The sequence below is a fragment of the Bacillus sp. TH22 genome, from assembly GCF_016651015.1.
GTDB classification, from domain to species: domain Bacteria; phylum Bacillota; class Bacilli; order Bacillales; family Bacillaceae_G; genus Bacillus_A; species Bacillus_A mycoides.
This window is the reverse complement of the sequence record NZ_JAEKER010000001.1, coordinates 801,026-827,424: the sequence shown is the minus strand read 5'-3', so window position 1 is coordinate 827,424 and position 26,399 is coordinate 801,026. Positions and strand designations below refer to the sequence as shown.

Genomic DNA, 26,399 nt, shown 5'->3' with positions numbered 1-26,399 from the left:
GACATATAAAATGTCGTCTTTTTTGTATGGATTTATTTTTCCTCCTGGTTTTCTACCTTTTCCGTTTTAGAAGCAAATCCGCTTTTAAACCCATCGATAAAATTACAACCACTTAATGAAAATACAAATACACATATAAGACCAACTAAAATACCCTTTTTGTAATTCACTTTAAAACAGCCTCCTAATTATCAATTCGCAAACTATATATTACTATATTCAAATGGTTAATATACATTAAAATTACCTTAAAAATGAATTGTTAAATTATATAGTTGTAGGACATGACGTCATCTTATGAATATTTTTATACAGTAGATATATTTATTACTCATATAGTATTACTTCGAAAAGCAATTGTATTACAAAGAGGTATATCTATACCTCTTCACCATACCACTAGACTGTAAAAATACATAATGTGTGTACCTTTTTGGATAGGTGAAGATATGTAAAAATATGAGGGTGAGAGTGAATGTGATTTTTAACGATTTTAGCTCACAAAAGGCTACGAGGTAAAAATAACTGAAGGAATACTAAAAAAATAATAACCGACGGATTTTCGTTTGAATACTAATGACTTTTACGGATTCATGAACTTGGCTCTTCAGGAAGAGCATTTTTGATAGCTTAATATAGGAGGTAAATAAATTATGAACGTTAACTACGGTAGACATACTATTATTGAAGTTGATTTAAATGCACTGCAACGTAATTTCCAACAGTACAAACAAGCTATTCCATTTGGTACAGCAATTATGACAGTTGTAAAAGCGAATGCCTATGGACACGGGGCAGTTCCGATTGCGAAGGCGGTAATAGAGGCAGGCACAAGTCACTTGGCAGTTGCGTTTGTAGATGAAGGAATTGAACTTAGAGAAGCTGGTATAACTGTACCAATATTAATCTTTGGATACACACCGTATGAAGCGATAGTAGATGCAATTACGTATGATTTAAGCATGACAGTATATACAATCGAGGATTTGCATGCTATAGAAGAGGTTGCTTCACAAATGGAAAAGAATGCGTACATCCATATTAAAATTGACACTGGAATGAGCCGACTTGGTTTACAACTTAATGAAGTCACATTGTTTTTACAAACATTAAAGTGTACAAAATATATTCAGGTTGAAGGAATGTACACGCACTTCGCTTGTGCAGATGAAAGGGATAAAATGTATACTCTCATGCAACAAGAGGTATTTCAAAAAGCCGTAAGCAAAGCAGAAGAGTTACAAATTGTTATTCCATGGATTCATGCCAATAATAGTGCTGCTACAATTGATATGCGAGAAACAAAAGGAAATATGGTCCGCCTTGGAATTGCGTTATACGGTCTCTATCCATCTGCAGATGTCAATCAAGAAGCTATTTCGTTACATCCTATCCTGACATTTAAATCAAAAGTTGCGCATATCAAAAAAGTAAAAAAAGGAAATGGGGTTAGCTATGGAGCAACATATACAGCGACAGGAGAAGAATGGATTGCGACGATACCGGTTGGATATGCGGATGGTGTCAGCAGGCAACTCTCGAATAAAGGGTTTGTATTAATAAAGGGTATGAAAGTTCCTATTATAGGACGTATTTGTATGGACCAGTTAATGTTGGACGTAACAAAAATCATGCCAATACATGTTGGGGATGAAGTGGTCTTTTATGGTAATCAAGGCGAGGAATCAATAAGTGTAGATTGCGTTGCAGATATGTTAAGTACAATTAATTATGAGATTACTTGTATGTTAAGTAGAAGGATACCTCGCATCTATATAAAAGACAATAAGCCAATCGAAATAATAAATGAACTACGAAGAAGTCCTATCAGTTTATGTATAAATGAATGAAGAATCTTCACCATAAATCTATGCTAACTTCACATGCAGCACATATTAAAATTGTATTATGTATATGTACCAAATAAATAAAATAAATAGCATTTCTGTTTTTAATGAAATGAAATCCTATTATTTCTATATAAGGGTCTGAGTTACATATTGGGTATTGTGGTTTTCTTTAGAAATGGATCTAAAGAAAAAGGAATCGATATAAAAGGGGAATGTCTTATGACAACATATACGAGCGAGATAAAAAAAAGTTTAGTAACTGAAGAAGATGTGGATATTTTAAAAATAATGGCGCATCCAATACGATTACAAATTGTAAATGAATTAAGTGCACGCAAAACTTGTAATGTAACACAATTAACAGAAATATTGAATATTCCTCAATCGACTGTTTCGCAGCATTTATCAAAAATGAAAGGTAAAGTGCTAAGAGCTGAGAGAAGAGGGTTAGAAATTTATTATTATATTAATAATTTAAAAGCAAGCAAGATTGTTAGTGTTTTAGGATATGTAAATTAATGAATTGTTATTATACAAAATAGCCTCCGCTGTTAAGCAGGGGCTATTTTGTATTGTATTGTTTTATTTATTTGCATTTAAAATTTTATAGTTTTTATGATTTACAATTGTTCGGTCAAATTCAAAAGTACCACCGCTTACATCTGTGACTTCAACTAAGACCGATTCAGTGTATAGTTTTAGTACAGATGCTGTGATCTTTAAGTTATTTCGTTGAAATAGTATAGTATCGCCTACGTTTGCTTTCATAGTACCTCCTTATAAAAGTCAGAAATGTTTGTTTATTATATATATTAAACCACGTATAGATATATTAGTGAATGTTTAGTTTTATTTATCAATAAAATATTTGTTGTTTAGTAAAAATTAAAGTGCAACATTATGTAAATGAATTATATATTTTCTATTTTTATGTATAAAATTGTAAAAAAACGTTGTAATTCTGTATGTTTCGTTAAAAAAACAAGATATATGGAAGTTGAAATGTATAAAAGATGGAATTTTTGATTCCAAGACTATTAAATGATTTGTATCAAGAAATACAGACGCAACATGTTATAAACGTTGAAGAGTTAAATAAGAATAGGATAAGCAAAATATTGAAGTCCAGCCATGGATAATTCGATAATTTTTTTGGTAAAAGAGGATGTGAAAGCTCCGTAAGTCGTATTGATGTAAAACATTATAAAAACTACTACGTATTTAACAAGTAGTTTTTTGTATTTCACCCTTCGTTTTCTGTAACTGATTCCATATTTTTGACGCTCCATCTTGTAAGTGCTTACATAAGCGAAAACATCCTATACAATGAAGTTGTTAAGTCGAATGAGGTGGCGAAAATAAAAATAAAAAAAGCATATTTAGCGAATAGCATTGAAATAGAAAGAGGAGGAGAGATGGTATGAAAAAATCATCGGTTAATCCATGGCTTGTTGTCCTTGGAACAGTCATAGTACAAATGGGGCTTGGTACGATATATACATGGAGTTTATTCAATCAGCCCTTAGTGAGTAAATACGGTTGGAGTCTTAACGCTGTTGCTATAACTTTCTCAATTACTAGCCTGTCTTTAGCGTTTTCAACTTTATTTGCGAGTAAATTGCAAGAAAAATGGGGACTTCGTAAACTTATTATGATAGCTGGACTAGCATTAGGAAGTGGATTAATACTTAGTTCACAAGCTTCCTCATTAATATTGCTTTATGTACTAGCAGGGGTTGTTGTAGGTTATGCAGATGGTACAGCATATATCACTTCATTATCCAATTTAATAAAGTGGTTTCCAAAGCGTAAAGGTTTAATTGCTGGTATTTCTGTCTCTGCATATGGTTCGGGTAGCTTAATTTTTAAATATATTAACGCACAGTTAATTGAATCAGTTGGTGTATCACAAGCGTTTATATACTGGGGTTTAATTGTTACAGCTATGATTGTCCTTGGCGCTTGTTTAATCCATCAAGCTGCAGATCAAGGAGCAGTTCATGAAACAAAAACTCAGGAATATACAACGAAAGAAATGTTAGGCACAAAACAAGTATACTTATTATTTATTATGTTATTTACATCATGTATGAGTGGCTTATACTTAATTGGTATGGTAAAAGACATTGGTGTTCAACTTGTAGGGCTTAGCGCAGCGACAGCAGCTAATGCGGTGGCTATGGTTGCAATCTTCAATACATTAGGTCGTATTATTTTAGGACCGTTATCAGATAAAATCGGCCGTTTAAAAATCGTTACTGGTACATTTGTTGTTATGGCAGCTTCAGTCTTGGTTTTAAGTTTCGTAGATTTAAATTATGGTATCTACTTCGTATGTGTAGCAAGTGTAGCGTTTTGCTTTGGTGGAAATATCACTATTTTCCCAGCTATCGTTGGTGATTTCTACGGTATGAAAAACCATAGTAAGAACTACGGAATTGTGTATCAAGGATTTGGATTTGGAGCGCTCGCTGGTTCCTTTATCGGTGCAGTTCTAGGTGGATTCAAACCAACTTTCATGGTGATCGGCGTATTATGTGTCGTATCATTTATTATCGCACTTTTAATCCAAGTGCCTAAGCAGAAAAAAGAAAAAGAAGAAGAGTATCGCAGTGTAGCGTAAGTATAAAAATCTTCTTTAACACTATGTTTACTAAAAAGCACCCTATTTAATAGGGTGCTTTTTTATGAATTACAACATGTGGAATTTTCTAGAGGCAAAAAAATGAGTAAAGTATCCGTTTGGATTATATTGGAATATCATAAATTGATATATTATATTCGAAATACTTATTAAATCTTAAATTATAAACACGACATGCATCGGTAATTGCAAGATATACTTTCTCGATATTTTCAGAAAAATGTTGAGAAAATATATACTTGAGTTTTTGGTAAGGCTTTGTAAATGAAGGTATCTACAGTTTATCCTCTTCAATTTTAAAAAGAGGAGTACGAATTAAATTTTTTAATGTAAGTACTTATTAATGCTTTTAGATGTAATTGTATTGAGAAGTACTAAAATATTTTATCTGAAAAATAAAAATAGGTTGACAAGTTTATTGAGAAAGATTATCATTTCGATGTAAGAATATTAAATGAAAAACATTATCAATGAATAATATTTTGATGAAAAGTACACTTGACCAATTAGTTTAGTAAGTGTATTATTTTTACATTGATAGTGATAATCGTTATCATTATCACTATTTGTTTAATTAGATCAATTTTCAAATGAAAGGATAGAGGAAATGAACTTAGGGGAATTTGATGGAAAAACGGTTTTAGTAACAGGCGCAGCTCAAGGTATAGGCAGTGTTGTTGCCAAAATGTTTTTAGAAAGAGGGGCTACAGTTATTGCGGTTGATCAAAATGAAGAGGGGTTAAACGTACTCTTAAATGAAAATGAATTAAATGAAACACGTATGAAAACATTTCATTTAGATGTGAGTGATAGTACCGCTGTTGAAGATATGGTAAACGGTATTGAAAATGATATAGCACCAATAGATATATTAATAAATGTTGCAGGGGTATTACGTATGGGACCAATTCACTCTTTAAGTGATGAAGATTGGAATAAAACCTTCTCTGTAAATTCTACAGGAGTTTTCTATATGTCTCGAGCAGTAAGTAAACATATGATGCAAAGAAGGTCAGGGGCAATTGTTACAGTTGGTTCAAATGCGGCAAATACTCCGAGAATGGAAATGGCTGCGTACGCTGCATCAAAAGCTGCAACGACAATGTTTATGAAGTGTTTAGGATTAGAGCTTGCAGCATACAATATTCGCTGCAACTTAGTTTCTCCTGGTTCTACTGAAACTGAAATGCAAAGATTACTATGGGCTGATGAGAATGGAGCTGAAAATATAATTGCTGGTTCTCAAAATACATATAGACTCGGTATTCCGTTACAAAAAATTGCACAACCTTCAGAAATTGCTGAAGCAGTATTGTTTTTAGCTTCTGATAAAGCGAGTCATATTACAATGCACAATTTATGTGTCGATGGCGGAGCTACATTAGGAGTTTAATAAAAAATTCAGGAGGTTTTAATACTATGAATGAACTTATAGCCGTAAAGGAACTGTCAGAAAAATTATTAGAAGATTATAAAACTGAATCTTCGTTCTTTTTCGCTTCACCAACTCGAACGATATTGACAGAAGGAGAGTTTACTACAGTAAAACATCATGAAATTGAAAGTTTTCCAGAACTTGTACAAGCGGTATTAAGTAATGCAAAACAAGCCGGAAATCCGAATCCTATCGTTGTTGGTGCTTTGCCTTTTGATCGTAGAAAAGAAGTTCAACTTATCGTACCAGAACATAGTAGAATTACTGAGCGTTTACAGTTAGAGACAACAAATGAGATAAAACGAAATGAGAAACTGACATTTGAAATGACACCGGTTCCAGCTCCTGAAGTTTATATGGATGGTGTGAAGCAAGGAATAGCAAAAATTCAGGACGGAGATTTAAGAAAAATCGTTCTATCCAGATCATTGGATGTTAAGTCTTCCGAGAAAATTGATCAACAAAAACTACTTCGTGAATTAGCGGAACATAATAAGCACGGCTACACATTTGCTGTTAATTTGCCGAAAGATGAAAAAGAGTACAGTAAGACGTTAATTGGAGCAAGTCCTGAATTACTTGTTTCACGTCATGGTATGCAAGTAATTTCTAATCCGTTGGCTGGCTCAAGACCACGAAGTGAGGATCCAGTAGAAGATAAAAGAAGAGCAGAAGAATTACTTTCTTCTCCAAAAGATTTACATGAACATGCGGTAGTAGTTGAAGCGGTTGCCGCTGCGCTTCGCCCTTACTGTCATATATTACATGTTCCAGAAAAACCCTCAGTTATTCATAGTGAAGCAATGTGGCATTTGTCTACGGAAGTGAAAGGTGAACTAAAGGACCCAAATACGTCTTCTTTACAATTAGCAATTGCTCTTCATCCTACGCCAGCAGTTTGTGGAACTCCAATGGAAGAAGCGAGAGAGGCTATTCAAAAAATTGAGCCATTTGACCGTGAATTCTTTACAGGAATGTTAGGGTGGAGCGATTTAAATGGAGATGGCGAATGGATTGTTACAATTCGTTGTGCTGAAGTGCAAGAGAATACACTTCGCTTATATGCAGGTGCTGGAGTTGTTGCTGAATCAAAGCCAGAAGATGAGTTAGCAGAAACATCAGCTAAGTTCCAAACAATGTTGAAGGCTTTAGGGTTAAGAGATAATGCGCTGAATGAAAAATAGGGGGAAGAAAGAATGTTAATAGGTTATACGGAATGGCCAAAAGAATTTGCCAATCGCTATCGAGAAGAAGGGTGTTGGCTTGGAGAAACATTTGGTTCGATGTTAAAAGAACGTGCTGAAAAATATGGGGATCAAATTGCGGTTGTAAGTAGTAATACGCATATAACGTATAGTGAACTTGATAAAAAGGTAGATCGCTTAGCTTCAGGTTTACTGAATTTAGGAATAAAGAAAGAGGACCGAGTTGTAATCCAGTTACCTAATATTATAGAGTTTTTCGAAATATGCTTTGCGCTATTTCGCATTGGAGCGCTTCCTGTTTTTGCACTACCTTCTCATCGCAGTAGTGAAATTAGTTATTTTTGCGAGTTTGGTGAGGCGAGTGCTTACATTATTTCAGATAAGGCTCTCGGCTTTGATTACCGAAAACTAGCAAGAGAAGTGAAAGAGAAAGTTCCCGCTTTACAACATGTAATCGTAGTGGGGGAAGAAGAAGAATTCGTGAACATAACTGATCTTTATATGGATCCGATTCCGTTACCAGAAGTTCAGCCAAGTGATGTTGCGTTTCTCCAATTATCAGGAGGGACGACAGGACTTTCTAAATTAATTCCTAGAACACATGATGACTATATTTATAGTTTACGTGTTAGCGCTGACATTTGTAATTTAAATGCAGAAAGTGTCTATATGGCAGTTCTTCCAGTAGCACACAATTACCCGATGAGTTCTCCAGGGACATTTGGAACTTTCTATGCGGGTGGAAAAGTAGTATTGGCAACTGGAGGTAGTCCAGATGAGGCATTTGCTCTTATAGAAAAAGAAAAAGTTACGATTACAGCGCTCGTTCCACCATTAGCAATGATTTGGCTTGATGCAGCATCTTCCCGTAACGACGATTTATCGAGCCTGCAAGTTATTCAAGTAGGAGGTGCGAAATTTAGTGCCGAAGTTGCGAAGCGTATTCGCCCTACATTTGGATGTACGTTACAGCAAGTGTTCGGTATGGCAGAAGGGTTAGTAAATTATACAAGATTAAATGATCCTGAAGAAATCATTATTCATACGCAAGGTAGACCGATGTCTACATTCGATGAAGTAAGGGTTGTTGATGAAAATGATAACGATGTAAAACCCGGTGAAGTAGGAAGTTTATTAACAAGAGGGCCATATACAATTCGTGGTTATTATAAAGCGGAAGAGCATAATGCACGATCATTTACAAAGGATGGATTTTATCGTACAGGTGATCTTGTAAAAGTAAATGAACAAGGTTACATCATTGTAGAAGGAAGAGATAAAGATCAAATTAATCGTGGCGGTGAGAAGGTTGCTGCGGAAGAGGTTGAAAATCATCTATTAGCACATGATGCAGTACATGATGTAGCAATTGTATCTATGCCTGACGATTATTTAGGAGAACGCACTTGCGCTTTTGTTATCGCTCGTGGACAAGTCCTAACTGCAAACGAATTAAAAATGTTCTTAAGAGAACGTGGTATAGCAGCTTATAAGATTCCAGATCGAATTGAATTTATTGAATCATTCCCACAAACAGGTGTTGGAAAAGTAAGCAAAAAAGAATTACGTAAAGTCATTGCTGAAAAACTTATTACAGTAAAACAATAATAAAAATCGGAAGGAAGTGATTAGATGGCTATCCCATCTATTTCAGTATATAAAATGCCAATTGAATCAGAACTACCAAAAAATAAAGTGAATTGGACGCCAAATCCGAAACGTGCGGTTCTTCTAATCCATGACATGCAAGAATATTTTCTTGATGCATATAGCGATAAAGAATCGCCAAAAGTAGAACTAATTTCAAATATTAAGGTGATAAGAGAAAGATGCAAGGAACTTGGTATACCAGTTGTTTATACAGCGCAACCTGGTGGACAAACGTTAGAACAACGAGGGTTATTACAAGATTTTTGGGGTGACGGTATTCCTGCTGGACCAGAAAAAAAGAAAATTGTGGATGAACTTACTCCAGATGAGGATGATATATTCCTAACAAAATGGAGATATAGTGCATTTAAAAAGACGAATCTATTAGAAATTTTAAATGAACAGGGAAGAGATCAACTTATTATTTGCGGTATTTATGCGCATATTGGCTGCCTTTTAACAGCTTGTGAAGCTTTTATGGATGGTATCCAGCCATTTTTTGTAGCAGATGCAGTTGCTGATTTTTCACTAGAGCATCATAAACAAGCATTGGAGTATGCATCTAATAGATGTGCAGTAACGACGTCAACAAACTTACTATTAAAAGATTTACAAAGTTTAAAGGGTGATGAGAGTGAAGGAATCACTTTACAGAAAGTGCATGAACTAGTTGCACAACTACTCCGTGAGCCAGTAGAGAGTATTGAAGTGGATGAAGATTTATTAAATAGAGGACTTGATTCGGTCAGAATTATGAGTTTAGTAGAGAAGTGGCGCCGCGAAGGGAAAGAAATCACTTTTGCAGATTTAGCAGAACGTCCAACTGTTGATGATTGGTACCGTTTACTATCTTCACAAGCAGCACAAGTGCTGTAACAAATAGACTACATAATAAAGGGGTAGTAAAGAATGCCTAATAGTCAAAAGATTCGTCATTCGTTATCATCTGCGCAGTCTGGTATGTGGTTTGCGCAACAATTAAATCCGCTTAATCCGATTTATAATACTGGGGAATATATAGAAATAAACGGAAATATTAATCAAGAAATTTTCGAGTTAGCTGTATGTAAAGTTATAACAGAAGCAGAAGCACTTCATGTTCGTTTCGAAGAGGATGAAATTGGCCCATGGCAAGTTATTGAGGAATCGTCAAAGTTTCATATGCATGTTATTGACGTTCGTAAAGAAAAAATCCTGAAGAAGCTGCTAAGGAATGGATGAAAAATGATTTATCTGTACCGATAGATTTAAAAGAAGATAAATTATTTACTGAAGCACTTATTCAAGTTGAAAATAATCGTTTCTTTTGGTATCAGCGCATCCATCACATTGTGATGGATGGCTATGGATTTTCACTTCTTAGCCAAAAGGTAGCGAATGAGTATACATCACTTATAGAAGAAACAAATAAGAATGAAAAGCCATTTGGTTCTCTTGCAAAAATTGTACAAGAAGATAATGAGTATCGTGAATCTAAACAATTTCAGGAAGATCGTACTTTTTGGTTAGAAAAGTTTGCAGATGAACCGGAAGTTATAAGTTTAGCAGAACGAGCGCCGAGAACATCAAATGGATTTTTACGAGAAACTGCTTATTTATCAAATGCTAGTACGAAAACTTTACTAGAAGATATTAATATTTCGTTAACGAGTTGGCCCGAATTTGTTGTAGCTGTAACAAGTATTTATATGCATAAAGTAACAGGTGCAAATGATATTGTTTTAGGTTTACCGATGATGGGGCGTCTTGGTTCTGTATCTATTCATACACCAAGCATGGTAATGAATTTAGTTCCACTTCGTCTCACTGTAACTCCAAATATAACTCTTGCGGAATTAATACAGCAAGTTTCTAAAGAAATTCGAGACGTACGTCGTCATCATAAATACCGTCATGAGGAGTTAAGAAGAGACTTAAAGCTACTAGGTGAAAATCAAAGGTTGTTTGGGCCGTTAGTGAATGTTATGCCTTTTGATTATGGGCTTAATTTTGCTGGAAATCGTGGCATTACACATAATTTATCAGCAGGACCTGTCGATGATTTATCGATAAATGTATATAAGCGCTTCGATGAAAATGAGCTAATGATTCATTTTGATGCGAATCCGGAAGTATATAACGGCGCGGAACTAGCATTGCATAAAGAAAGATTTATGAATCTATTAGAATTAGTGATAAATAATGATCACAAAGACGAGCCGATTGGAAAAATAAACATTACTCTTCCTGAAGAAAATCATAAAGTTTTATTGGAATGGAATGAAACTAAGAGAGCTGAAGAGCTAATTAATCTACCTATATTATTTGAAAAACAAGTACAAAAAAATCCAAATAATATAGCAGTTACTTGTAACGGGATAAAACTTACGTATAAAGAGCTAAATGAACGAGCAAATGAACTTGCAAACTATTTAGTAGAAGAAGGAATACAAGCAAATCAATTTGTAGCCTTAGTATTTCCAAGATCAATAGAAATGGTAGTTAGTATGTTAGCAGTTCTAAAGGCAGGTGCAGCATATTTACCGATAGATCCAGAATACCCAGCCGAGCGAATTAATTATATAGTAAATGATGCAAATCCGGTTTGTATCATAACACATTCATCTGTTTCATCTACTTTAGTTATAGAAAATGATATTAAAAAAATCATATTAGATAGCGAAGAAACGAAAATAGCGTTAAAAACATATTCTCATATGAATATATCATTTAAAAATAATGAATCACTTTTAAATCCAGCGTATACAATTTACACTTCAGGATCAACAGGAAATCCAAAAGGTGTAATTGTTTCTATGAAAGGTTTAAGTAACTTCTTATTGGCTATGCAACATACGTTTTCATTAAATGAAAACGATCATTTATTAGCGGTTACAACGTTTGCGTTTGATATTTCTGCTCTAGAAATATATTTACCTCTTATTAGTGGTGCAAGTATAACAATTGCTCAAAAAGAAGTAATCCAAGAGCCTTCTGCATTAACGACACTTTTACAAGAAGAAAGAGTGACAATTATGCAAGCTACACCGACGCTCTGGCAGGCGTTAATAACTGAATATCCAGAGCGGCTACAAGAGCTAAACGTACTCGTTGGTGGTGAAGCTCTACCAGCACATTTAGCAAATAAATTAAAAGAATTAGGTTGCTGTATAAGTAACTTATATGGACCAACTGAAACGACAATTTGGTCTACTTACATGAACATTGATGAAAGTGAAAGTGGTATACCTCCTATTGGAAAGCCAATTTGGAATACAGAAGTATATGTATTGGATGCAGGGTTACAACCAGTTCCACCTGGAGTTATAGGTGAATTATATATTGCAGGGGAAGGGCTTGCGAACGGATATTTAGGAAAACCTGAGTTAACAGCTGAACGGTTTGTTGCAAATCCTTATGGGAAAGCTGGAGCACGTATGTATCGCACAGGTGATCTTGTGAAATGGCGTAACGATGGTGTGTTAGAGTACATTAGTCGCGCAGATCATCAAATTAAAATTCGCGGTTTCCGAATTGAATTAGCTGAAATTGAAACGGTATTACAACGACATGAAAATATTCAACAAGCGGTAGTAATGGTACGAGAAGATCGCCCAAATGATAAACGAATCATTGCGTATATCGTTGCCGAAGAGAAGGAACCAATTAATCTTTCAGAAATTCGTTCTTATGTTTCAGAAAGTTTAGCGAATTATATGGTACCATCGGCATTTGTTGTGCTAGAAGAATTACCATTAACGCCAAATGGTAAGATTGATAGAAAGAAATTACCTGCTCCTGATTTTAATGGAATGAACAATGAGAGAGTTGCTAGAAATCCGAAAGAAGAAATATTATGTGATTTATTTGCTGAGGTACTTGGTGTTTCACGAATTAGTATAGATGATAATTTCTTTGAAATGGGTGGCCATTCGCTTCTTGCATCTCGTTTAATGGCAAGAATTCGTGAAACGTTAAGTGTAGAATTAGGAATCGGAAAGCTATTTGAATTACCAACTGTTGCTGAATTAGCGAAACAATTGGATCATGCAAAAAGCGCAAGACCAGCTATTAAGAAAGTAAGTAGGCCAAATGAAGTTCCACTTTCATTTGCACAGCGCAGGTTATGGTTCTTAAATTGTTTAGAAGGTCCAAGTCCTACTTATAATATTCCGTTAGTCATTCGTATGTCTGGAAAATTGAATGAGGAAGCACTGCAAGGTGCCTTTTATGATGTAGTGAAGAAACATGAAACACTTAGAACAATTTTCCCTAATGTATTAGGTAGTTCATATCAGGAAATTTTAAATATGGAAGACTTAAATCTAGAAATGATTATAACAAAAACATGTAAAGATGAATTAGAAAGTGTACTTTCAGAGGCGGTAAAATATAGCTTTAACCTTGATGTTGAGCCAGCAGTTCGTTTGCAACTTTTTAAAGTGAGTGAAAACGAACATGTTTTACTAATTCTTTTGCATCATATTGTAGGAGATGGATGGTCATTACAACCGTTAACGAGAGACTTTACAGCGGCTTATAAAGCACGATGTCAAGGTGATAGTGTTCAACTAGAAACCCTTCCAGTTCAATACGCAGATTATTCACTATGGCAACAACAGCTATTAGGTGATGAAACAAAACCAGACAGTATTATTTCAACACAATTAGATTTTTGGAAAGAAGAGTTAAAAGGTTTACCAGATCAAATGGAGTTACCTACAGATTACCAGCGCCCAATTGAAACTAGTTATCGCGGGGAAACAATTCATTTTCATTTAGATGAAGGTATGCATAGTAGGTTAGTGGAGCTCGCTCGTAAAAATGGAGTTAGTTTGTTTATGGTGTTGCAAGCAGGACTAAGTGCCTTATTTACAAGATTAGGTGCTGGAACTGATATACCATTAGGTAGTCCGATTGCTGGAAGAAACGACGATGTACTCACGGATATAGTTGGTTTATTTGTAAATACATTAGTGTTACGCACAAATACATCAGGAGATCCAAGTTTTAAAGAATTATTAAATAGAGTGAAACAGGTAAACCTTGCAGCTTATGAAAATCAAGATGTTCCATTTGAACGACTTGTTGAAGTGTTAAACCCAGTACGAACTCGAAATAGTCATCCGCTGTTTCAAGTTATGTTAGCTTTCCAAAATACGCCAGAAGCAACGTTTAATGTACCGGATTTAGAAGCGAGCCTTGAAATTCAAAGTGTTGGTTCTGCAAAATTTGATTTAACATTTGAAATTAGCGAGAGTACCGGAGTTGATGGTACTCCAAACGGCTTACACGGATTGTTAGAGTTTAGTACCGATTTATATAAACGTGAAACGGTTCAAAAACTAATAGAACGATTCATTCTATTATTAGATGATGCAGAGAAACATCCGGATCAATCAATTGGTAGATTAGAAATATTAACTTTAGCAGAGCGAAATACAGTTTTAGAAAAGTGGAATGGTGGTTTTCAAATTGTACCTGAAATGACATTGCCACAATTATTTGAAAAGCAGGCTCATGTAAATCAAAATTCTATTGCTGTCGTCTTTGAAGATGAAAAGCTAACTTATGAAGAGTTAAATAGAAAAGCGAATAAAATAGCTCGTTTGTTAATAGCGAAAGGAATCGGTCCTGATCAACTTGTTGCTTTAGCGATGCCGAGATCTTTAAATATGGTTGTAAGCTTACTTGCTGTTCTTAAAGCTGGTGCGGGATACCTTCCGTTAGATCCGGATTATCCGTCAGATCGTATCTCATTTATGCTACACGATGCGAAACCATCATGTGTTTTAACAAATTCAGATGTGGAAATTGAATGTTATGAGGCACTAAAGGTTTTAGTTGATGATGTGAACGTAATAGAAGAAATTGAGAAATATAGTGAAGACAATATAGATGAAATGGAGCGCATGAAGCCGTTATCTCCTTCACATATTGCTTACGTTATTTATACGTCAGGCTCAACAGGTAGACCGAAAGGGGTTATGATACCTCATCAAAATGTAGTAAGACTTTTAGGAGCAACTGATCATTGGTTCCAATTTGACGCAGACGATGTGTGGACGATGTTCCATTCATACGCTTTTGATTTCTCGGTTTGGGAAATTTGGGGACCTTTATTATATGGAGGGCGTTTAGTTGTAGTACCACATACTGTAAGTCGCTCGCCGAAAGAATTTTTACAACTGCTTGTTAAGGAAAAGGTGACTGTTTTAAACCAAACTCCATCAGCGTTCTATCAATTGATGCAAGCCGATCGTGAAAATGAAGAGATTGGTCAAAAATTATCTTTACGATATGTTGTTTTTGGAGGAGAAGCACTTGAACTAAGTCGATTAGAAGATTGGTATAGTCGTCATCCTCATAACTCACCGAAGCTTATTAATATGTACGGTATAACGGAGACGACGGTACATGTTAGTTATATTGAATTAGATGAGAGCATCGTCTCTTTACGAGCAAATAGTTTAATCGGGTGCAGTATACCGGATCTTAAAGTATACGTATTAGATAACTATTTACAACCGATGCCACCTGGAGTAGTTGGAGAAATGTATGTTGCAGGTGCAGGACTGGCTCGTGGATATTTAGGAAGAGCAGGATTAACTGCTGAACGTTTTATCGCAGATCCATTTGGGAAGCCAGGTACAAGAATGTATCGTACAGGGGACCTAGCGCGCTGGCGTCAAGATGGGACGTTAGATTATATAGGACGTGCAGATCATCAAATTAAAATTCGTGGATTCCGAATTGAATTAGGGGAAATAGAAGCGGTAATAATGAAACATCCTAAAGTTGAACAAGTAGCAGTTATTGTACGGGAAGATCAACCAGGGGATAAACGACTAGTTTCTTATATCGTCGCATCAAATAATGAAACGATTGATATGAATGAAATGCGTCAGCATGCAGGAGGTAGTTTACCAGATTACATGGTTCCGTACGCTTTTGTAGTAGTAAATGAGTTACCTTTAACTCCAAACGGTAAATTAGATAGAAAGGCATTGCCAGCTCCAGAATTTATTGCATCATCTTCTAGCCGCGGACCGAGAACACCGCAAGAAGAAATGTTATGTGACTTGTTTACAGAAGTTTTAAGTGTGTCTCAAATTGGAATTGATGATGGATTCTTTGATCTTGGTGGTCATTCACTTCTTGCAGTGCAGCTGATGAGTCGCATTAAAGAGGCACTTGGAGTTGAACTAAATATCGGAACTTTATTTGCAGCACCTACTGTTGCAGGGCTTGCTGAAAGACTTGAAATGGGGAATGGTCAAAGTGCACTTGATGTGTTGCTTCCATTACGAGCAAGCGGAGATCAATTACCATTATTTTGTGTACATCCAGCAGGTGGATTAAGTTGGTGCTATGCAGGACTTATGAAATCTTTAGGAACAGATTATCCAATCTATGGTGTACAAGCACGTGGTATCGCTGAAAATGAAGAACTTCCAAAAAGCTTAGAGGAGATGGCGGCGGATTATTTAAAACACGTTCGTGGAATACAGCCTCACGGACCATATCGTTTACTCGGATGGTCGCTTGGAGGAAATGTTGTTCATGCAATGGCGGCGCAACTTCAAAATGAAGGGGAAGAAGTAGAATTACTCGTTATGCTGGATTCGTATCCTGGTCACTTCTTACCGAATACGGAAGCACCTACTGAAGAAGAAGCGTTAATCGCATTACTTGCTTTAGGTGGATATGATCCAGATAACATGGATGGTAAACCACTTACTATGGAAAGTGCGGTTGCAATACTTCGCAAAGATGGAAGTGCATTAGCAAGTCTTGAGGAAGAGACTATTTTAAACTTGAAAGAAACATATGTAAATTCAGTAGGGTTGTTAGGGAAATACGTGCCAAAAGTTTATAACGGGGATATTTTATTCTTTAGATCTACTGTTATACCAGACTGGTTTGATCCTATTTCTCCAAATACGTGGCTAAATTATTTAGACGGGGAAATCGTGCAGCATGACATTGATTGTAGACATAAAGATTTATGTCAGCCAGGTCCACTTACAGAAATTGGACAAGTGCTAGCGAAATATTTGCAGAATAAGAAAGGGGTAAGTAAAGTATGACGAATCCATTTGAAAATGATAATTACACATATAAAGTATTAATGAATGAGGAGGGCCAGTATTCTCTCTGGCCTGCCTTTCTCGATGTACCAATTGGATGGAATGTCGTACATGAAGAAGCTAGCAGACAAGTTTGCTTAGAATACGTTGAAGTTAACTGGAATGATTTAGAGCCGAAAAAAAATCAAATTAGCGAAAAAATATTAGTAGGAAAACAATAATGAAAGTAAAAATAAATCCAAAAGTAGTTGTAAGCATCGTTTATATAACAGCGATGTTTATGGCTGCGATGGATGCAACGATTGTGAATGTAGCACTGCAAACGATAAGCAAAGAACTGCAAGTGCCCCCATCTGCAATGGGGACTGTAAATGTTGGGTATTTAGTTAGCTTAGCTATTTTCCTTCCGATTTCTGGTTGGTTAGGAGATCGCTTTGGTACGAAAAAAGTATTTTTAACTGCCCTTTTCGTTTTTACAATTGCATCTGCACTATGTGGAATTGCTAATGATATTACTTCATTAAACATTTTTCGTATCATTCAAGGTGCTGGTGGCGGACTTTTAACACCAGTCGGGATGGCGATGTTATTCCGAACATTTTCACCAGAGGAAAGACCAAAAATTTCTCGATTTATTGTACTTCCAATTGCTGTAGCACCAGCGATCGGACCAATTATTGGTGGTTTCTTTGTAGATCAAATGTCTTGGCGCTGGGCATTTTATATTAATCTGCCGTTTGGTATCATTGCGTTGCTATTTGGACTTCTATTTTTAGCAGAGCATATTGAAAAATCGGCTGGTCGTTTTGATTCTCTCGGTTTTGTTCTTTCAGCACCAGGTTTTGCGATGCTCATCTATGCACTCAGTCAAGGCCCGTCAAAAGGTTGGGTTTCTCCAGAAATAATTAGTATTGGGATAGCTGGGATTGTATTACTTACATTGTTTATTATTGTAGAACTTAAAGTAAAGCAACCGATGTTAGATTTACACTTATTAAAAGAACCGGTCTTTAGAAAAATGAGTCTTATTTCGTTGTTTTCATCAGCTGGTTTACTAGGAATGTTATTTATTTTTCCGCTTATGTATCAAAATGTAATAGGAGTTTCCGCGCTGGAATCGGGTCTTACTACATTCCCAGAGGCGATTGGATTAATGATTTCTTCGCAGATTGTACCATGGTCATATAAGAAATTAGGAGCTCGAAAGGTAATCTCTATTGGATTAGTAAGTACGGCGGTTATCTTTATTTTATTAAGTTTTGTAAATCATGATACGAATCCATGGCAAATTCGGGCACTATTGTTTGGCATTGGTATTTTCTTAGGTCAATCTGTCGGTGCGGTTCAATTTTCTGCTTTTAACAATATTGCACCACCTTCTATGGGGAGAGCAACTACTATATTCAATGTGCAAAACCGATTAGGATCTGCAATAGGAGTTGCTGTTTTAGCTAGTATACTATCTGGTTTTGGAAGTAATAACGTACAGAATAATGCACAGTCAGATTTTTTACCATATCAAGCAGCATTAATTGGATCAGCAATATTTTTACTCATAGCATTACTATTTTCTTTACGTATTTCCGATAAAGAGGTAATGTCAAAGAAGAATAAAAAGCCGTTATCTGTATTACAAAAAGAGAAAGAAGTTGTAAATGAATGAGTTGCAGCATGCTAATACTCTTTTAAAATAAAGTAATATTGGCATTTAAAAGGAGAGAGTTTACATGATAGAGAGTAAAGTTGTAGATTCTGTACCAACCCTTAATGAGAATAGTTGTCAAATATGGTGGGCAAGAATTTCAGATTTACAATCATGGCATTACAATTTGCTAAATGATGTAGAGCGAGAGAAAGCAAATTCATATCATCATTCGGCAGACCGTGCGCGTTTTATAATAGGTTGTGTAATTAGTAGATTAGTACTTGGAAAGGTACTTTCTATGTCGCCAGTTCAAGTGCCAATTGATCGAATGTGCCCAGTATGTAAATTACAACATGGCAGACCACAGTTACCAGAAGGGATGCCGCAAATATCAGTCTCACATTCGGGTGAGTGGGTTGTTGTGGCATTTACTAAATCTGCACCTGTGGGTGTTGATGTTGAGCAAATGAATCCAAATATAGATGTTATGAAAATGGCAGAGGGCGTATTAACAGACATTGAAATAGCACAAGTTATGAAATTACCTGATGAGCAGCGACTAGAAGGGTTTTTAACATATTGGACTCGAAAAGAAGCAGTGCTGAAAGCGACAGGTGAAGGACTATTGATTCCACCAGTAGAAATTACAGTATCAGCTCCAAATGCCCCTCCAAAATTGTTGATTTTTAAAGATAGACAAGAGTTAGCAGAAAATACAATGATGGAAGATGTAAGACCTAGTTTAGATTATATGGCTTCCATTGCAATATTTAGTAAAGAAGTAACTGAAATTACGCAGTTAGACGCGGGATTGCTATTAAATCATCGTTAATTTTTAATAAAATTTCTTATAGAAGAGGTGTTCCTCATGTTAGTAGCGGAAAATAGAAAAACTGAATTAACTTATAATGTACAGGCAATTAAAGATATGTTGTTTTCTAAAAATACGTCATCTATTCTAGCTTTAGAAAAACTTGTAAAAGATACAGTTCAGTTTGATGTACTTGAACAGGAAGCGCTTGATAGACAATACATTCCGAAAGAAGCAAAGAATTTCTTTGATAATAATGGAACATTTCTTTACCGCGTATCCAATGTTAGTTATAAAGGTAAGGTATTATCTGAAAATCTAATTTTTGCGGACACTTCGTTTTTACCGGATACAATAAAGAGTGAATTAGAGAGTGGAAATATTCCTGTTGAAAACCTTATAGAAAAGATGGAAGTAAGAAGAAACGTATTATATGAAGGATATCAGCCATCTGGAAATATTATCGAATTGTTTGATGGATGTTCTGTTATGGCGAATGTTTATCCAACTAGAAAATATCAAATTGTAAGTAACTGCAAATGTGTATTTTATATTTGTGAAGTGTATCATGCAGAGAATATAAAGGAACTGCTTAAATAAACAATAAACAATAAACAATAAACAATAAACAATAAACAAGAAACCAGCCTATAAAATGGCTGGTTTCTTGTTTATTTTACAGCTTCTTTTAATTCTTTTCCTGCTTTAAATGCTGGAACTTTACCAGCAGCAATCTGAATTTCTTCTCCAGTTTGCGGATTACGCCCTGTACGAGCAGATCTTTCACGCACTTCAAAAGTTCCAAAGCCGATTAGTTGCACTTTATCGCCAGATTGTAATGCATTAGCAATTGTGTCAAATACGGATTGTACAGCTGCAGAAGCATCCTTTTGAGAAATATCAGCTGATTGTGCTACATTTTTAACTAATTCTGTTTTGTTCATGTTTTCACCTCATAAAAATTTTTTTAGAATGAATGTTTTAGTATAATGGTTAGTAAAGATAAAGCTAACTTTGTGATTAGAAAGAATGCTGTATATTTATGTTAATTTCGTTGAAAGAAACTGAATCCCTGCTAATAATTAGGGATTAATTAAGAATTGATGCATACAACAAGCTGTAATATGAGGATGAGGGGGAATATACGGATGATTTTTCGTGAAAAGAATGAGAAAGAAAGTATATTAATTCGTCAACATGATCATGGTTTTTTAGCTGGTGAAATTGCAAGACATATAATAGAAGATTTTTTTGAAGATAAAATATACTTAAAAGAGACAATTGATGCTATATATGAGCATGATAGAGGATGGATAGAGCTTGATAAAGTACCAATTTTGAATGATACTAAAAATATTCCATATACATTTATGGATTGTCCAAGTTCATTACGTTTTGTTTTTTATACGATTGGTTTGAATGCAATTGAAGAGTCAAATCCATACGGGGCGCTACTTTGTAGTAAGCACTTTTTATCATTTTCACTAAATGAGGAAGATGAAGAGATGATGTCTTTTTATAAACATGAATTGGAACGACAAAAAGAATTTTGAAAACGTTAACAAAAGAACAATATGCGATGTTTGATAAACATTATAGATTATTAAAGTTTTGTGATGAACTTTCTTTATATGTATGTATGAATAAACCTGGTGTGAAAAAGAAAGATGAAATTGATTTATTTAAAGAGGGTTTTGAAGGAACAGAAATGTTTAATAGTAAGGGGGAGAAGCCTATTCAAGCTGAATGGGTGGATGAAGAAACAATTCAAATTACATCGTTTCCATTTAAAACGGAATTTTATACATATGTAAAATATAAAACTATAAATAAACATGAAGTTAAAGAAAAAGGGATTGTAAAAGCTGATAGAGAATCGGAAATGAAGAAGCAAAACATTCGTTTCATACAATAAGGAGGAGATTTAGATTGAAAGATTACATGTTAAAACAGTTTGATTACCATGCTTGGGCTAATACACGATTATTCAACCGACTAAAAGAGTTACCAAACTATGAGACAATTTTTAATGAACAGATACAGAGTGTATTCCCATCAATTAAGGATACTTTTGTACATATTTATATTACAGATCAAGTGTGGTTACACATATTGCATGGTAAAAGTATGAGTGAAGTAATACAAGACCGAGAAAAATTACGAAAACAAATCGAAACTAAATCGTTACATGAATTAGAAAAAATGTTTGAAAACATGGCAAATCAATATAAAGAATTTTTAAGTACAATACAAGACGTAAATACTGTATTTGTTATTGAGAACCCATATGCAGGTGCATTAGACACTTCCATTTTAGAGTTAGTGCAACACGTTGTAAATCATGGTACATATCATAGAGGGAATATAACAGCAATGATCCGTCAACTTGGTTATTCATCTACAATGATGGATTTTGTACTTTATTTACATATGGTTCAGGAGGGAAAGGAATTGAAATAGAGAAAAAAGGAATGGCTTATTATAAATGAGCCATTCCTTTTTTAGTGATTAACTTGCCTGTTTTTTATTGCTTTCTTTCAATTTCTCTGCTTGTAAAAAGCGATTCGTTTCAGCGACAACAATACCACTTAATCCGATTAGACCAATTAAGTTTGGAATCGCCATAAGTCCATTTGCAATATCGGCAAATGTCCATACGACACCTAGCTTTAAATTAGCACCTATTGCAATCATAACGATAAAGATTGCTTTATAATATCGTACAGCACCTTGTCCGAATAAATAAGCTACACACTTCTCTCCGTAATACGACCAACCTAAAATAGTAGAGTAGGCGAATAATATAATGGCGATACCGAGAATCATACTACCAGCAGTACCGAATACGGATTGGAATGCTAATGTTGTAGCTTCAACACCAGTTTTACCTGATTTCCATGCGCCTGTAGTAATTAATACTAGCCCCGTAATTGTACATACAATAAATGTATCTAGAAAAGTACCAGTCATAGAAACTAAAGCTTGTTTTGCAGGTGAATCTGTTTTGGCAGCAGCCGCAGCAATAGGAGCACTTCCTAAACCAGCCTCGTTAGCAAATACACCACGTGCCATTCCTATTTGAATTGCAGATGCAACTGTTGCTCCGATAAAACCACCAGCAGCTGCAGTACCTTGAAATGCACCAGAAAAAATAAGTGAAAATGCTTCTGGAATTTGATCAAAGTGATAGAAAATAATAATAAGGCCAGCGATTATATAAAAGAATGCTTTAATAGGAACGATATATCCAGTAACTCTACCAATCTTTTTTACACCGCCCAAAATAACGATAGCGATTAAGAATGACATGAGTATACCAGTTAATGCAGGAGGGAAAGAAAAATTGATTCGCATTGCCTCTGCAACTGAATTAGATTGAACCATATTACCGATACCGAAAGAAGCAGCTGTGCCGAATATAGCGAATAAAACAGCCAGCCATTTTTTCCCTAAACCACGTTCTAAATAATACATTGGTCCACCGGAGTATTCACCATTTTCATTACTAACACGGTATTTCACCGCAAGGATTGCTTCGGCATACTTTGTTGCCATTCCAAATAAAGCAGTAATCCACATCCAAAAGATTGCGCCGGGTCCACCGATTGTCACAGCAGTTGCGACACCTGCTATATTTCCCATACCAATCGTTGCAGCCATAGCTGTCATCAGTGCTTGGAAGTGACTAATATCTCCAGAAGATGATGTATCCTCTGATTTTTTAAAAGCTAGTTTGTGAGCGTATATTAGTTTACTAAATTGTAAACCTTTTAAGCGCACTGTGAGGATGATACCAGTTCCAACGAGTAGCAACAAAGTTGGTAACCCCCACACATACTGATTAATTTGTTCTAATACTTTACTTACTGTCTCCATCTGTATTCTCCTTTTTTAGAAAAAATAAAAACCACTTCAAGGAAATGAAATGGTCTCTGGAGAAACAAGGGATAGAAAAATAAACCGATACAAATCGGCATTTTCTTTCGCTTGTCTCTGTCCTTTTACCTGAGAGATTATCCGCTAGATTAGCGGATTTGCTCCTTCGGTGCTCGTTTTCCTCCGCGCTATATTAAGCGAGAGGGAGTCTCTCCAGAGATTCGTCCCCATGCAGTTCTACTTGTAAACAAGACCTGAGAGTTTCAAAGTTGGTTCAGCAACTTTTTGCCCCGTCGGTAGATCAATAGACCTTCTCCTGAATGGTTCATCCGAATTATAAAATTAAAAACTTAAACGCATTGATTCTGTATAGAATCAATAAAAACATTATAGATATAGAATTAGTGAAATGCAATCATTTTTTATTTTGAAATAGTAAATAAACTTATTTTTTTGATATTCCTAATTTATCTTCTATTTTATGATTTCAGGAGAGATTACTTATTATATATTCGAAAAATGAATGGTGATAAAAGAGATAGGACGTAACAATGTAGGATTCTTTATGTCTTACTTTTAAATTTTCAATTCTGAATTATTTGAATTATAATTGTTGTATGTGTGGAATAAACCAATATTTTATAGGGAAATGAGTTGATAAATTGCCAAGAATAAAAAAAATAGGGCGTTTTTGTCCTGTGGATGATGAAGGATTTATTATAAGCGATGCACATTTTAATAAAATTCAGCCTGTGTTTTTGGAGGTAATACAAGAAATAAAGGATACTTGTTGTCAATTTTTGCGGGATGATTTGCACAGTGTTTATATAAGGGGTTCTATTCCAAGAGGGATTGGGATAGAAGGGGTTGCAGATGTAGATATGATTATATTAGTTCGAAAGAATCCTCAAGTAATTGACTTAAGCTGGAGAAAGGAGCTAGAAGTCCAAATTACACAGCAGTTTAATTGTATATCAGGAGTGGAGTTAAGTTTTTATAGTGAAAAAGAAGTAATAAACTCAGAGGATTTTTCTTTTATAGGATTTATGATTCAGACACATAGTGTATGTATATTAGGTGAAGACGTAAAATTATATTTACCTAAATATAAAGTAAGTCAGGAGATAGTGTATGAACATCTCATTCATTTGCGGAAACAAATTGAACAAACACACGAAGAGTTAATTCATAATAAGGACGTAGATGATATAGAGGATTGTTGTCGTTGGATCATGAAGATTGTAGTCAGGGCAGGTCTAGCATTAACAATTGATAGAGAAGGGCTGTATTCCAGGGACTTATATCCGAGCATATGAGTTATTTAGTAAGCATTTTCCCGAACAAGAAAAAAATATGAGGAAAGCACTACAATATGTAATTGAACCGATAAAAGATATAGAAGAAATCTTATCATTTTTAGATACGTTTGGTGATTGGTTGATAGAAAAAGCAGAGGATTCTTTGAAAAATATACAAATTTAATAAACTATAATTTCATTATGTAAACAGATTGTATTGAAGAATAGAAGAGCGGAGAGATATTGGGATTTTTACATTGTGGATGTATTCTCGCAAGGCAAGTATTAAGGTAATCAACTTGCGTTATTTATGGAAAATTAGGAATTTTCTAGTTGGGAAATCAATGATCTTAATGTCCGTGATTTTGCAGATTATTATGGAATCACAGAGGATGTGGCAACAGGAAGCTCAAATGGATGTTTAGCGGCGTATCTTATAAAATATCGTTATCTTGGAACGGAAAAGATAAATATGCATGTTGGACAAGGGGATGAGATAAATCGCCATTCTCTAATACATATAGAAGCAGAGGTGATTGAGAGTAAAATTAATGTTTGCGTTGGTGGAAAAATAGAAAGTATTGCAAGTGGGAAATGAACCGTATCATAAGGGGGATTAGAAATGCTATTAAAAACAATATTTTGCAAGGTGGAAGAAGAGAAAAGGGAATTGTTTTCTGATGCGCAAGAAAAATGGCGTGATTTACAGTATTTAGACGGATTCTATGGACAATTTGGTGGGTGGAATGAAGCTGAAGCGTGTGTGTATACTTTATGGAAGGATAGAAATGCATATCAATCATTCATGAATGATGCTCATGATACAATTTTTTTAAATAGTAATCAAGAAGGCACATATACTTCCTGTAATATTGAAATGTTTCAAACGTTGTATGATATAACAGAAACTCCTTTGAAAGACGTAACTGCACAAGGGTCATTTGTAAGAGTTGCAATTTGCGATGTGAAAGAAGGAAAAGAAAAGGATTTTTTACATACGCAAGAAACAATTTGGAATAAAGGAATGGAAAATGCAAAAGGAATGTTAGGTGGAGTTGTTGGGAAGTCTTTAAAGACTGAAAATCGTTACATAGTATTAACGTATTGGCAAGATGAAATAGCACATGAACTCTATATGAAAGAAATTTTCCCAGAGTTATATCAGTTAGCAAATGTAAATGAGTATGTTGAAAATATAAATGGGAAGAGAGTTATTCGGAAGGAAGAATGGTCTGTTGCCGCTTCTAAATAAAGTTAGAACTTATTAAAGTAGCTAGTTTCGAAAAATTTGATGCAGAACATTAGTTCTTGTATAATTACTTTGTACAAGAATAAGAGGGGAGATATTTAAATGAGTAGAGTTTTAAGATTTGAATTGCAAGTCCCAAACCCTGAAGAAGCTATTCAATTTTATACAAATAGTTTTGGATGGAAGTTTGAAAAAATGCCTGGGCCACATGACTATTGGTTCATAATTACAGGTGAGAGTGATAGACCTGGTATCGATGGTGGATTAATGAAATCACCTGATGGTGCTACTAGGACAACTAATTCGATTGAAGTACCTTCAGTTGATGAGTACATAAATAAAGTTATTGAAAATGGTGGACAAGTAGTTGTACCTAAAACTGCTATTCCTAATATGGGTTACTTTGCTTATTGTATAGATAATCAAGGGCTACTTTTTGGAGTATGTGAAGAAAATAGTGAAGCGTAAAAAATTAGGGGAGTTCGAGATTATTTTGTTTGTTGAACGATGTTTTCTATCAAAGATTATAATTATTGAACACTTTTGTATAAAAACTAGTATTCGTTTAGTTGAAGAAGGATCCATTTTGATTATTTTTAAAAGGGTTCTTTTTTATTTTTCACATATTGTGAATTATTTAGGCATGATTAATCAAACTTATATCGGT

Annotated in this window: 19 protein-coding genes, 3 pseudogenes and 1 riboswitch; of the genes and pseudogenes, 18 read left to right on the top strand and 4 right to left on the bottom strand. The window is 34.9% G+C overall.

The annotated features are described in order from the left end of the window. Window positions 1-32: 32 nt before the first annotated feature. Entirely contained in the window at window positions 33-170 is a 138-nt protein-coding gene (locus JFU18_RS04135; RefSeq protein ID WP_002012757.1) for a hypothetical protein, read from the bottom strand. Between the two features lie 483 nt (window positions 171-653). Between JFU18_RS04135 and alr the strand changes: the two genes are divergently transcribed. Both alr and JFU18_RS04125 read left to right on the top strand, forming a co-directional pair. Beyond that, complete coding sequence (gene alr, locus JFU18_RS04130) at window positions 654-1,850, top strand: alanine racemase (protein WP_201033156.1); 1,197 nt, start codon at window positions 654-656, stop codon at window positions 1,848-1,850. Window positions 1,851-2,069: 219 nt separating this feature from the next. Next, on the top strand, window positions 2,070-2,369 hold the full coding sequence (locus JFU18_RS04125; protein ID WP_002012759.1) for an ArsR/SmtB family transcription factor: 300 nt from the start codon (window positions 2,070-2,072) through the stop codon (window positions 2,367-2,369). Between the two features lie 63 nt (window positions 2,370-2,432). Here the strand turns inward: JFU18_RS04125 and JFU18_RS04120 are convergent, their stop codons facing one another. Further along, entirely contained in the window at window positions 2,433-2,618 is a 186-nt protein-coding gene (locus JFU18_RS04120) for a YkvS family protein (RefSeq protein WP_002012762.1), read from the bottom strand. Window positions 2,619-3,270: 652 nt separating this feature from the next. Between JFU18_RS04120 and JFU18_RS04115 the strand changes: the two genes are divergently transcribed. The 10 genes and pseudogenes from JFU18_RS04115 (at window position 3,271) to JFU18_RS04070 (ending at window position 19,909) form a co-directional block, all read left to right on the top strand. After that, window positions 3,271-4,473: an L-lactate MFS transporter gene (locus tag JFU18_RS04115; protein WP_002127286.1), complete on the top strand. Its 1,203-nt coding sequence runs from the start codon at window positions 3,271-3,273 to the stop codon at window positions 4,471-4,473. A 628-nt stretch (window positions 4,474-5,101) separates the two neighbouring features. Next, window positions 5,102-5,887 (top strand): 2,3-dihydro-2,3-dihydroxybenzoate dehydrogenase, encoded by a 786-nt coding sequence (gene dhbA / locus JFU18_RS04110; RefSeq protein ID WP_002012767.1) that lies wholly within the window; start codon window positions 5,102-5,104, stop codon window positions 5,885-5,887. A gap of 26 nt (window positions 5,888-5,913) precedes the next feature. Next, a complete protein-coding gene (gene dhbC / locus JFU18_RS04105) occupies window positions 5,914-7,113 on the top strand; it encodes an isochorismate synthase DhbC (RefSeq protein ID WP_201033159.1) in 1,200 nt (399 codons plus the stop codon). Between the two features lie 12 nt (window positions 7,114-7,125). After that, window positions 7,126-8,742, top strand: a complete 1,617-nt coding sequence (locus tag JFU18_RS04100) for a (2,3-dihydroxybenzoyl)adenylate synthase (RefSeq protein ID WP_002192926.1) — start codon at window positions 7,126-7,128, stop codon at window positions 8,740-8,742. A gap of 24 nt (window positions 8,743-8,766) precedes the next feature. After that, window positions 8,767-9,660 carry an isochorismatase family protein gene (locus JFU18_RS04095; protein WP_201033160.1) on the top strand — a complete coding sequence of 298 codons (894 nt, stop codon included), beginning with the start codon at window positions 8,767-8,769 and terminating at the stop codon, window positions 9,658-9,660. A 33-nt stretch (window positions 9,661-9,693) separates the two neighbouring features. Beyond that, window positions 9,694-16,853 (top strand): annotated as a pseudogene (locus tag JFU18_RS04090) (amino acid adenylation domain-containing protein). Beyond that, entirely contained in the window at window positions 16,850-17,074 is a 225-nt protein-coding gene (locus JFU18_RS04085) for an MbtH family protein (protein ID WP_000184075.1), read from the top strand. Before JFU18_RS04090 ends, JFU18_RS04085 begins: the two are co-directional and overlap by 4 nt. Continuing rightward, window positions 17,074-18,516 carry an MDR family MFS transporter gene (locus tag JFU18_RS04080; protein ID WP_002127292.1) on the top strand — a complete coding sequence of 481 codons (1,443 nt, stop codon included), beginning with the start codon at window positions 17,074-17,076 and terminating at the stop codon, window positions 18,514-18,516. The genes JFU18_RS04085 and JFU18_RS04080 overlap by 1 nt, the downstream gene beginning before the upstream one ends. A gap of 64 nt (window positions 18,517-18,580) precedes the next feature. Then, complete coding sequence (gene sfp / locus JFU18_RS04075) at window positions 18,581-19,330, top strand: 4'-phosphopantetheinyl transferase Sfp (protein ID WP_201033162.1); 750 nt, start codon at window positions 18,581-18,583, stop codon at window positions 19,328-19,330. A 36-nt stretch (window positions 19,331-19,366) separates the two neighbouring features. Then, window positions 19,367-19,909, top strand: coding sequence for a hypothetical protein (locus JFU18_RS04070; protein ID WP_016094085.1), 543 nt, complete (start codon window positions 19,367-19,369; stop codon window positions 19,907-19,909). A gap of 71 nt (window positions 19,910-19,980) precedes the next feature. Here JFU18_RS04070 and JFU18_RS04065 read toward each other — a convergent pair whose 3' ends face one another. Beyond that, window positions 19,981-20,253 carry an HU family DNA-binding protein gene (locus JFU18_RS04065; RefSeq protein ID WP_002012780.1) on the bottom strand — a complete coding sequence of 91 codons (273 nt, stop codon included), beginning with the start codon at window positions 20,251-20,253 and terminating at the stop codon, window positions 19,981-19,983. A gap of 204 nt (window positions 20,254-20,457) precedes the next feature. Here JFU18_RS04065 and JFU18_RS04060 point away from each other — a divergent pair. Then, window positions 20,458-21,224: pseudogene (locus JFU18_RS04060) on the top strand (DUF3891 family protein). A 14-nt stretch (window positions 21,225-21,238) separates the two neighbouring features. After that, window positions 21,239-21,769, top strand: a complete 531-nt coding sequence (locus tag JFU18_RS04055) for a DinB family protein (RefSeq protein ID WP_193664643.1) — start codon at window positions 21,239-21,241, stop codon at window positions 21,767-21,769. Between the two features lie 48 nt (window positions 21,770-21,817). Here JFU18_RS04055 and JFU18_RS04050 read toward each other — a convergent pair whose 3' ends face one another. Further along, window positions 21,818-23,185, bottom strand: coding sequence for an alanine/glycine:cation symporter family protein (locus tag JFU18_RS04050; RefSeq protein ID WP_002065299.1), 1,368 nt, complete (start codon window positions 23,183-23,185; stop codon window positions 21,818-21,820). A 107-nt stretch (window positions 23,186-23,292) separates the two neighbouring features. Beyond that, a riboswitch (glycine riboswitch) is annotated at window positions 23,293-23,412 on the bottom strand. A 435-nt stretch (window positions 23,413-23,847) separates the two neighbouring features. Between JFU18_RS04050 and JFU18_RS04045 the strand changes: the two are divergent. The 4 genes and pseudogenes from JFU18_RS04045 to JFU18_RS04030 all read left to right on the top strand — a co-directional run bounded on the left by JFU18_RS04045 (window position 23,848) and on the right by JFU18_RS04030 (window position 26,200). Then, window positions 23,848-24,667: pseudogene (locus JFU18_RS04045) on the top strand (nucleotidyltransferase). 156 nt (window positions 24,668-24,823) lie between these two features. After that, window positions 24,824-25,081, top strand: a complete 258-nt coding sequence (locus JFU18_RS04040; RefSeq protein ID WP_080448095.1) for a PhzF family phenazine biosynthesis protein — start codon at window positions 24,824-24,826, stop codon at window positions 25,079-25,081. 24 nt (window positions 25,082-25,105) lie between these two features. After that, entirely contained in the window at window positions 25,106-25,735 is a 630-nt protein-coding gene (locus JFU18_RS04035; RefSeq protein ID WP_098168164.1) for a DUF4937 domain-containing protein, read from the top strand. Between the two features lie 99 nt (window positions 25,736-25,834). Then, window positions 25,835-26,200, top strand: coding sequence for a VOC family protein (locus tag JFU18_RS04030; RefSeq protein WP_002031902.1), 366 nt, complete (start codon window positions 25,835-25,837; stop codon window positions 26,198-26,200). Window positions 26,201-26,399 lie beyond the last annotated feature (199 nt).